At 58.2% G+C, this 10,273-nt stretch carries 9 protein-coding genes; 6 read left to right on the top strand and 3 right to left on the bottom strand.

Annotated elements, in window-relative coordinates:
- Positions 1-150: 150 nt before the first annotated feature.
- Together EKA13_RS24155 and aptA are read right to left on the bottom strand one after the other, a co-directional pair.
- Positions 151-1,644, bottom strand: a complete 1,494-nt coding sequence (locus tag EKA13_RS24155) for a CoA-acylating methylmalonate-semialdehyde dehydrogenase (RefSeq protein WP_065761679.1) — start codon at positions 1,642-1,644, stop codon at positions 151-153.
- Positions 1,645-1,714: 70 nt separating this feature from the next.
- Positions 1,715-3,061 (bottom strand): omega-aminotransferase AptA, encoded by a 1,347-nt coding sequence (aptA, locus tag EKA13_RS24150; RefSeq protein ID WP_065761678.1) that lies wholly within the window; start codon positions 3,059-3,061, stop codon positions 1,715-1,717.
- A gap of 114 nt (positions 3,062-3,175) precedes the next feature.
- On the opposite strand from aptA, the gene EKA13_RS24145 reads away from it, so the two are divergent.
- The 6 genes from EKA13_RS24145 (at position 3,176) to EKA13_RS24120 (ending at position 9,233) form a co-directional block, all read left to right on the top strand.
- Positions 3,176-4,093: a LysR family transcriptional regulator gene (locus tag EKA13_RS24145; protein ID WP_065761677.1), complete on the top strand. Its 918-nt coding sequence runs from the start codon at positions 3,176-3,178 to the stop codon at positions 4,091-4,093.
- A gap of 134 nt (positions 4,094-4,227) precedes the next feature.
- Positions 4,228-4,890 carry a TetR/AcrR family transcriptional regulator gene (locus EKA13_RS24140; protein ID WP_065761676.1) on the top strand — a complete coding sequence of 221 codons (663 nt, stop codon included), beginning with the start codon at positions 4,228-4,230 and terminating at the stop codon, positions 4,888-4,890.
- 9 nt (positions 4,891-4,899) lie between these two features.
- Positions 4,900-5,484, top strand: coding sequence for an IMPACT family protein (locus EKA13_RS24135; protein WP_065761675.1), 585 nt, complete (start codon positions 4,900-4,902; stop codon positions 5,482-5,484).
- Positions 5,485-5,983: 499 nt separating this feature from the next.
- The gene (locus EKA13_RS24130) at positions 5,984-6,670 is read left to right on the top strand and encodes an SDR family oxidoreductase (RefSeq protein WP_065761674.1); all 687 of its coding nucleotides are present in this window, start codon (positions 5,984-5,986) and stop codon (positions 6,668-6,670) included.
- A gap of 120 nt (positions 6,671-6,790) precedes the next feature.
- Positions 6,791-8,146, top strand: coding sequence for an 8-oxoguanine deaminase (locus EKA13_RS24125; RefSeq protein WP_065761673.1), 1,356 nt, complete (start codon positions 6,791-6,793; stop codon positions 8,144-8,146).
- 133 nt (positions 8,147-8,279) lie between these two features.
- The gene (locus tag EKA13_RS24120) at positions 8,280-9,233 is read left to right on the top strand and encodes an adenosine deaminase (RefSeq protein ID WP_065761672.1); all 954 of its coding nucleotides are present in this window, start codon (positions 8,280-8,282) and stop codon (positions 9,231-9,233) included.
- Between the two features lie 69 nt (positions 9,234-9,302).
- Here EKA13_RS24120 and EKA13_RS24115 read toward each other — a convergent pair whose 3' ends face one another.
- A complete protein-coding gene (locus EKA13_RS24115) occupies positions 9,303-10,028 on the bottom strand; it encodes an ArsR/SmtB family transcription factor (protein ID WP_065761671.1) in 726 nt (241 codons plus the stop codon).
- Between the last annotated feature and the right edge of the window lie 245 nt (positions 10,029-10,273).

The following is a 10,273-nucleotide window of genomic DNA, read 5'->3' as shown; positions in this document are numbered from 1 at the left end:
TCCGCTTCGACTGCGCCGAAAGAGGTGCGCATTATAGAGAGATGGAACGGGGCGTCAAGGCTTAAATTCAACTTTTCTATGCATCACGCCCAAATAGGCCAAAACAAGAGAGGGGAGGCCTTACGGCCTCCCCTCTCTTTCTAGCCGCACTTACAGGCTTGGGAATGCGAACTGCGAAGCCTCATGGCTGGCGCGTTGTGGCCAGCGCTGAGTGATTGCCTTGCGGCGGGTGTAGAAACGCACCCCATCCGGGCCATATGCATGCAGGTCACCGAACAGCGAACGCTTCCAGCCACCAAAGCTGTGGTAAGCCACCGGTACCGGCAGCGGCACGTTGACACCGACCATACCCACTTCGATTTCGTCGCAGAACAAGCGAGCGGCCTCACCGTCGCGGGTGAAGATACATGTGCCATTGCCGTACTCGTGCTCGTTGATGAGCTGCATTGCTTCCTCCAGGCTGTTAACCCGTACGACGCACAGCACTGGCCCGAAGATCTCTTCTTTATAGATGCGCATCTCTGGCGTCACGCGGTCAAACAGGCAGCCCCCCAGGAAGAAGCCTTCCTCATGACCGGCGACACTCAGGCCGCGACCATCAACAACCAGTTCGGCACCGGCCTTGAGACCGTCTTCCACATAGCCTGCCACCTTGTCGCGATGCTGCCCGGTAACCAACGGCCCCATGTCCAGACCACAGGAAGTGCCTGCACCGATTTTCAGCGCCTTGATCTGTGGCACCAGCTTGGCCACCAATGCATCAGCGACCTGGTCACCGACACATACGGCAACCGAGATCGCCATGCAACGCTCGCCACAGGAACCGTAAGCGGCACCCATCAGTGCGCTGACCGCGTTATCCAGGTCGGCATCCGGCATCAGTACTGCGTGGTTCTTCGCACCACCCAGCGCTTGTACGCGCTTGCCACGGGCAGCGCCTTCTTTATAGATGTACTCCGCGATTGGCGTAGAACCTACAAAGCTCAGTGCTTTGACTTCAGGTGCTTCAATCAGGGCATCCACGGCAACCTTGTCGCCGTGCACCACGTTGAGCACACCGTCAGGCAGGCCAGCCTCTTGCAACAGTTGAGCAATCAGTAACGTCGAGCTTGGGTCACGCTCAGACGGTTTGAGGATGAAGCAGTTGCCACAAACGATGGCCAGTGGGTACATCCACAGTGGAACCATGGCTGGGAAGTTGAACGGAGTGATGCCGGCAACCACACCCAGCGGCTGGAAGTCGGACCAGGCGTCAATGTTCGGGCCGACATTGCGGCTGTACTCACCCTTCAGTACTTCGGGTGCGGCACAGGCAAACTCAACGTTCTCGATACCCCGCTTCAGTTCACCAGCGGCGTCTTCCAGGGTCTTGCCGTGCTCTTCGCTGATCAACTGGGAGATACGCGCTTCGTTCTTTTCCAGAAGTTGCTTGAAGCGGAACATTATCTGAGCGCGTTTAGCCGCGGGTGTATTGCGCCAGGCCGGAAACGCTGCCTTGGCGGCATCGATAGCCTGTTGGACCGTTTCCTTGCTGGCCAACGCTACCTTGTGGATAACCTGGCCAGTGGATGGGTTAAAGACCTCGGCGGTACGTTCGCCGCCAGACACCAGGTCGCCGTTGATCAAATGTTGAACAATGCTCATGCAGAACTCCAGAGAGGGTGCTAGTCCAGGCGCGGGGCTGCCCGCGCCTGCTACTTATATATAGAAGGGCTCAGTCGACCTGGTTCAGCGCTTCGCCGACTGCATCGAACAGACGGTCCAGCTCCTGCGGCTTAGCGTTGAAGGTTGGTCCGAACTGCAGGGTGTCACCGCCGAAGCGGACGTAGAAACCGGCTTTCCACAGTTTCATCGCTGCTTCATAAGGGCGAACGATGGCATCGCCGTCACGCGCAGCAATCTGGATCGCACCCGCCAAGCCGTAGTTACGAATATCAACGATGTTCTTCGCACCCTTCACGCCGTGCAGCACGCTCTCGAAGTGCGGCGCCAGCTCAGCGGCAGCCTGAACCAGGCCTTCTTTCTGCAACAGGTCCAAGGCCGCAATACCTGCCGCGCAGGCAACTGGGTGCGCCGAGTAGGTATAGCCATGGGGGAACTCCACTGCATACTCGGGAGTCGGCTGGTTCATGAAGGTCTGGTAGATCTCAGTACTGGCAATCACGGCCCCCATCGGAATGGCGCCGTTTGTGACCTGCTTGGCGATACACATCAGGTCTGGCGTAACACCAAAGGCCTCAGCGCCAAAGTTCGCCCCCATGCGACCAAAACCAGTAATCACTTCATCGAAGATCAGCAGAATGTTGTGCTGGTCACAGATCTCGCGCAAACGCTTCAGATAGCCCTTCGGTGGCGGCAATACGCCTGCAGAACCTGCCAGCGGCTCAACGATCAGCGCAGCAATGTTCGAGGCGTCATGCAGCTCGATCAGCTTGAGCATCTCATCAGCCAGGGCGATACCGCCTTCTTCAGGCATACCCTTGGTAAAGGCGTTGCTGGCCAGCACGGTGTGAGGCAGGTGATCGACGTCCAGCAACTGGCCGAACATCTTGCGGTTGCCATTCACCCCGCCGAGGCTGGTACCGGCAATGTTCACGCCGTGATAGCCACGGGCACGACCGATCAGCTTGGTCTTGGTTGCCTGCCCCTTCAGGCGCCAGTAGGCACGCACCATCTTCACAGCGGTGTCGGCGCACTCAGAGCCCGAGTTGGTATAAAAGACATGGTTAAGATTGCCCGGGGTCAGGTCGGTGATCTTCTCGGCCAATTGGAACGACAGCGGATGACCAAACTGGAAGGCTGGCGAATAGTCGAGGACACCCAACTGACGCGACACGGCTTCCTGGATTTCCTTGCGGGTATGGCCCGCACCACAGGTCCACAAGCCCGACAGTGCGTCGTAGATCTTGCGGCCCTTGTCATCGGTCAGATAACTGCCTTCAGCGGCGACGATCAGGCGCGGATCACGCTGGAAGTTACGGTTGGCGGTATACGGCATCCAGTGCGCATCCAGCTTGAGCTGGCTGGCCAGACCGTTCGGTGCGTGTTCAGGCATGTTCATCGGACAAACCTCGCAAGGCGATTGGGTGATATGTGTTGTTGCAGCTAAGTTGTCACGGCTATAAAGTCTGAAAAAGCCTACTTTTCTAATCTTTAGATAACCGAGCACTAAACTATGAGCCGTCGCCCGGAGCCCCTTGCCCAGGTCAGTGATTTCGATATTCGCTTGCTGAAGATCTACCGCAGCGTGGTGGAGTGCGGCGGCTTTTCGGCTGCCGAGAACGTACTGGGCATTGGTCGATCAGCAATCAGCCAGCAGATGAGCGACCTGGAGCAGCGCCTTGGCCTGCGCTTGTGCCAACGGGGCCGTGCCGGTTTCTCGCTGACCGAGGAAGGCCGCGAGGTCTATCAATCTGCGCTTCAGTTGCTCAGCGCACTTGAAAGTTTTCGCACCGAAGTCAACGGTCTGCACCAGCACCTGCGAGGCGAGTTGAACATCGGCCTGACCGACAACCTGGTCACCCTTCCACACATGCGGATCACCCATGCCTTGGCACAACTCAAGGATCGTGGCCCCGACGTGCGTATCCAGATCCGCATGATTGCACCCAGTCAGGTCGAGCAAGGTGTGCTGGACGGCAGCCTGCATGTTGGCGTGGTACCACAAACCAGCCCGCTCTCCGGGCTGGAGTACGAGCCACTGTACAGCGAGCGCTCACTGCTCTACTGCGCCGTGGGGCATCCATTGTTCTACGTCGACGATCGCCAGCTCGACGACGAACGCCTGAACACCCAGGACGCCATTGCACCGACGTTTCGCTTGCCCGCCGACATTCAGGCTCACTATCAAGTGCTCAACTGCACCGCCAGTGCCTCGGACCGCGAGGGCATGGCCTTTCTGATCCTGACTGGGCGCTACATCGGTTATCTGCCAGACCATTACGCCAGTTCCTGGGTACAACAGGGACGATTGCGAGCCCTCAAAGCCAGCGAACGCTTTTATGATTTGGGGTTGTCCTGGGTAACCCGTAAAGGCCGCCGACCACACCTGGTACTGGAGAGCTTTCTGGAAAGCCTTGCCGCGACCCGCTAAGAGGCTGGCACAGCAGTACCAAACACCCAAAAAAACACGAAGATTGCGTTTTTTAGCGGGTAGATGCTTGCCTGATAGCCGTGACTGGGTTATCTGTTGCTCTGCATTTACTTCGTATTTTCCGGAAACGCCCCATGACCCTGGAAGTCCCTGCGCATCGCCTGACAGCCTCCGGCAAACCTGCTGGTCGCATACGCCAAAAGAACGAGCAAGCTATTCTCAAGGCCGCCGAAGACGAGTTCGCCCGCCATGGCTTCAAAGGCACCAGCATGAACACCATTGCGCAGAACGCCGGGCTGCCCAAGGCCAACCTGCACTACTACTTCACCAACAAGCTGGGGCTTTACGTTGCGGTGCTGAGCAACATCCTCGAACTATGGGACAGCACCTTCAACACCCTGAACAGCGATGACGATCCCGCTGTTGCGCTGAGCAACTATATTCGCACCAAGATCGAGTTTTCGCGGCGCAACCCACAAGCCTCACGCATCTTCGCCATGGAGATCATCAGTGGCGGCCAGTGCCTGAGCGAGTACTTCAACCAGGACTATCGCACCTGGTTCCAGGGGCGGGCAGCGGTCTTCCAGAGCTGGATCGACGCTGGCAAGATGGACCCCGTCGATCCAGTACATTTGATCTTCCTGTTATGGGGCAGTACCCAGCACTACGCAGACTTCGCGACCCAGATCTGCCAGGTCACCGGCCGTAGCCGCCTGACCAAGCAGGACATGGAAGAAGCCAGCAACAACCTTATCCACATCATCCTCAAAGGCTGTGGCCTGATACCTCCCAATTGAACATCGTTTATGCCTTCAACTCTGTTGGACACCTGCGAGTTTCGCGAAGAAATCCGTAAAAGCCGCTTCATTACCCTCGCAGGCCCGATCAGTAGCCCAACTGAAGCTCAACAATTCATTGAGCGACACAGTGATCTGGCTGCAACCCATAACTGCTGGGCCTGGAAAATCGGTCAGCAGTACCGTAGCAGCGACGATGGCGAGCCTGGTGGTACCGCAGGCCGGCCAATTCTCGCCGCCATTGAAGCCCAGGACTGCGACCAGGTCGTTGTGCTGGTGATCCGCTGGTACGGCGGTATTCAATTAGGTACTGGAGGCTTGGCACGGGCTTACGGTGGTGGCGCCAACAAGTGCCTGCAGCAGGCCGATAAAAGACGCCTGGTCAGCCGAGTCGGCCTGCGCTGCAGTTGCACGTTCAGCGAACTGGCACTGCTCAAACTACGCGTCGCAGAAGTCGACGGCCTGGTGCTGGATGAGCAATTCACCGCCAATGGCGTCGACGTGCAGATTGCCCTTGGCGAAGCGCACATCGAGCCTCTCCAGCGCCAATTGGCGGACCTCAGCCGCGGCCGGATCCTGTTGGAACGTACCTGACAGTTGCCCACATCCACTGTGGGCCTGGCTGTGGATAAGCTCTGAGCATTCCTCTACAGCCCTTTTAAAACGTGGCCTGCAAGCAAACGATCATATTTTGATCAACATTTGATGACAGCGCTTCAATTGCCCGAAAATCAGACGCTTAGGTTGATTTATAGCCAATCGAAGACTGCCCACTGACGCTTATACCCCTGTTTCCGCCTTGCACACAGATACTGTGGAGCAACCTGTGGATAAACCGTGTACGCCTTAGCCAAGCGCTTGTACGGTCACGCCTGTGGCAAGCTGGTTGTTTTTTGAACAATCCTGACACTCAGTGCAACGTCATGACGAAGGCGCCCCGCCGCGTCATCGCGACCGAACTGCACCTTGGCTGAAGGCTGGAGTATGCTTCAAGGCCACTCCCAAATGAGCCTCGGCACATGCATTGGTAAATGCCCTCAACCCTGCAGTGTGAGCGGCAATGCCGTGCGCCTCCTTGAAAGGAACCCTACGCATGAGCACCCAGAAAAACGCATTGATCATTGGCGCGTCACGCGGCCTGGGCCTTGGCCTGGTGCAGCGTCTGAACGAAGAAGGCTGGAACGTCGTAGCCACCGTCCGCGACCCGCAAAAAGCCGCTGCGCTGAACGCAGTGTCGAATGTTCAGGTCGAGACACTGGAGATGAACAGCAGCGCCCAACTTGACGCGCTTCAACAGCGCCTGAAGGAGCAAACCTTCGACCTGTTGTTCATCAATGCCGGCGTCAAGGGCCCGGACAACCAGAACGCCGAGCACGCGAACCTCGATGAGGTCGGTCAACTGTTCATGACCAACGCTGTAGCCCCCATTCGTGTCGCCCAGCGCTTTGCCCATCAGGTAAAGACAGAAGGTGGCGTGATCGCCTTCATGAGCTCAATCCTTGGCAGCATCAGCATTCCCGATGCACCAGAGCTGGCCTTGTACAAAGCCAGCAAGGCCGCGCTGAACTCCATGATCAACAGTTTCTACGCCCCCCTGGAAATCCCCGGCCTGACTCTATTGGCCATGCACCCGGGTTGGGTCAAGACCGACATGGGCGGCGAAGGCGCCGAAATTGATGTCGCCACCAGCACCCGTGGCATGGTTGAACAGGTCAAGGCAAACAGCGGCCGGGGCGGCCTGTATTTCATCAACTACAAAGGCGAGCCCCTGATCTGGTGAATTGAATCACCACCGCTGAAACAGTAGACTCCAGGTCTCGCCTCCATGGCGGACCTGGATCAGCAGACAGGGCAAAACTGAGCTGGCTAACCTGAACCCACTTTCAGAGGAGCCGGCACCATGCCTGCGACCCGCATCTGGTTGAAAAACCCCCTCGCCATCTTCACCGCCAACACCCTTGACGCCCGCGGCGGCCTGGTGATCGAAAATGGCCGTATCCACGAAGTTCTTGGCTTGGGACAATCTCCCGCCGCACCCTGCGATCACATCTTCGATGCCAGCGAGCACGTACTGCTGCCCGGGCTGATCAACACCCATCATCACTTCTACCAGACCCTCACCCGCGCATGGGCGCCGGTGGTCAACCAGCCACTGTTCCCCTGGCTCAAAACGCTCTACCCGGTCTGGGCTCGTCTGACCCCCGAGCGGCTTAAAGTGGCCACCCAGGTTGCGCTGGCTGAACTGTTATTGTCGGGCTGCACAACGGCAGCCGATCACCACTACCTGTTTCCCGAAGGCCTGGAAGAGGCCATCGATGTGCAAGTCGAAAGTGTGCGGGAACTGGGTATGCGTGCCATGCTCACACGCGGCTCGATGAGCCTGGGCGAGGCCGATGGGGGGCTTCCGCCGCAGCAAACTGTGCAACAGGGCGAAGTGATCCTGGCGGACAGCCAGCGACTTATCCACAACTACCATGAGCGTGGCGACGGCGCGCAGATCCAGATTGCCCTGGCCCCTTGCTCGCCCTTCTCGGTCACCCGCGAAATCATGCAGGCCAGCGCCAGCCTGGCGGAAGATCTGGATGTACGCCTGCATACACACCTGGCAGAAACCCTGGACGAAGAAGACTTCTGCCTGCAACGCTTCGGCCTGCGCACCGTCGACTACCTGGACAGTGTCGGCTGGCTTGGGCCACGCACCTGGCTGGCCCACGGCATTCATTTCAACCCCGATGAAATCGCCCGCCTCGGCAAAGCCGGCACGGGCATCTGCCATTGCCCGAGTTCCAACATGCGCCTGGCATCGGGTATCTGCCCGACCATGGACCTGAGCCATGCCGGTGCGCCGGTCGGGCTGGGTGTGGATGGCTCTGCATCCAACGATGCCTCCAACATGATGCTGGAAACTCGCCAGGCCCTATACCTGCAACGCCTGCGCTATGGTGCACAAGCCATTACGCCGGAACGGGTACTGGGCTGGGCAACCCGAGGCTCTGCACAATTGCTCGGGCGCAACGACATCGGCGAACTGGCGCCGGGTAAACAGGCCGACCTGGCCCTGTTCAAACTCGACGAGCTGCGCTTCTCAGGCAGCCACGATCCGCTCTCAGCCCTGCTGCTGTGCGGCGCAGACCGCGCTGATCGAGTGATGGTCGGTGGCCGCTGGCGTGTCATCGATGGGCACATCGATGGCCTGGACCTCAAAGCACTCATCGCCAACCATCGCCAGGCTGCAGCGGCGTTGATGGCAGGCTAAGCAACTGAAGCCAATGCACGCTCTCATCGATGGCATATACAGCGCCATCGATGGGATTACTGTCGTGATCACTCATCCTAGCAGTGTGCAGGCACGCTAGAATGACGGCATCTGTACCTGAAGAGAAACGACTATGTACGACTGGCTTAACGCGCTGCCCAAAGCAGAATTGCACCTGCACCTGGAGGGATCGCTGGAGCCCGAGTTGCTGTTCGCCCTGGCCGAACGCAACAAGATTGCCCTGCCCTGGAACGATGTCGAAGCCCTGCGCGCGGCCTACGCGTTCAACAACCTGCAGGAGTTTCTCGACCTCTATTACCAAGGCGCCGATGTACTGCGCACCGAGCAGGACTTCTACGACCTGACCTGGGCCTACCTGCAACGCTGCAAGGCACAGAACGTGATTCACACCGAGCCGTTCTTCGACCCTCAGACCCACACCGACCGCGGCATTCCTTTTGAAGTAGTGCTCAGCGGCATTGACCGCGCACTGGTAGATGGCCGCAAGCAATTGGGTATCGGCAGCGGCCTGATCCTCAGTTTCCTGCGTCACCTGAGCGAGGAAGAAGCCCAGAAAACGCTGGATCAGGCGCTGCCCTTTCGCGATGCATTCATTGCCGTTGGCCTGGACAGCTCGGAGCTCGGCCACCCACCCAGCAAGTTCCAGCGGGTATTCGACCGTGCCCGCAGCGAGGGCTTCCTGACCGTAGCCCACGCTGGCGAAGAAGGCCCACCGGAATACATTTGGGAGGCACTGGATTTGCTGAAAATCCAGCGTATCGACCACGGGGTTCGGGCCATCGAGGACGAGCGATTGATGCAACGCATCATCGATGAGCAAATTCCACTGACCGTCTGCCCACTGTCCAACACCAAACTCTGCGTGTTCGACCATATGAGCCATCACAACATTCTCGACATGCTCGAGCGCGGAGTGAAGGTCACGGTCAACTCCGACGACCCGGCCTACTTCGGCGGCTACGTCACGGAAAACTTCCATGCCCTGTACACCCACCTGGGCATGACCCAAGACCAGGCCCGTCGCCTGGCGCAGAACAGCCTGGATGCACGTCTGATCAAGGCCTGAGCCCAGATGGGGTAGTGGCTGTCCAGCCACTACCCCAAACTAGCGCGCGACACTAACGGATAACGGCCTTCAGCCAGCCACCTTGGCCACGACGGGTTGAGCCATTTGACGAATCTTGTGCATACCGACTGAGGTGACATGCAAGGCGCGTGAATCATCATTCACGCGAACCCAACCAGACTGGATAAACAGTTTTAATACGCTGCTTCCCAACGCCCCGCCCAGATGCGGACGCCGCTCACTCCATTCAGTGCAACAATTGCACGGGACGCCCATCTTGCGCTGTCGTTGAGCCAACGCTTCAATGTAAATGCCCAGACGGGCAAACTCCACACGCCCCTCCTGAGTCACTTCAAGCTGCTGCTCGACCAACTCCAACCACCCGCAGTCAAGTAACCGCTGATAGAGATCGGCCGCCAACTCGCCTCCCAGGTGATCGCCACACAAACGTGCCCGACGCATCGACAAGGGAATGCTGGGGTTGCCTTTTTCGGCAGCGCTGCCTTTCACCTCAAGCCCGAGAACCTGAACACTGGCCAGCGCCTCAACGGCTGCCCCAACCTCTGGCGTTGCGAGTTTGAAGTAACGTTTACGTCCACGCGCCTCCAGCTTCAACAAGCCACTAGCCGACAACCTGGCCAGATGTGCGCACGCCGAGGAGGGCGTCAGCCCGGCCATTACGGCCAGTTCCTCCGAAGGCCGAGCCATCCCATCAATCAACGCCCAGAGCATGGCGCTACGTTTTGGGTCAGCCAGCAAGGTTGCAACTTTGCTTATACTCGAAACAGATTTCATCTCTTCACTCCCCGAGAAAAAGTCACTCTTTGCCAATTGATCAAGACACTATCAACAGCGATGCTCCGCTCCCGTGAGCGCAGAGAGCCGACTGTTTCACAGACAACTACTAGATCGATGAAATCAAATGATGGGAGGCCCGCAGTTCGTTCCCTGCCATGGAAGCATTATAGTGGATCCACCTTTTGAGACAGTGACTACGGGGTAGTTTAAGCTGTCGTCCTCGAAAGGATGACAGCAAATGG

This window comes from Pseudomonas defluvii, from assembly GCF_001695625.1.
GTDB lineage: Bacteria > Pseudomonadota > Gammaproteobacteria > Pseudomonadales > Pseudomonadaceae > Aquipseudomonas > Aquipseudomonas defluvii.
The sequence above is the reverse complement of the archived record's forward strand: the minus strand, read 5'-3'. Positions and strand labels throughout refer to the sequence as shown.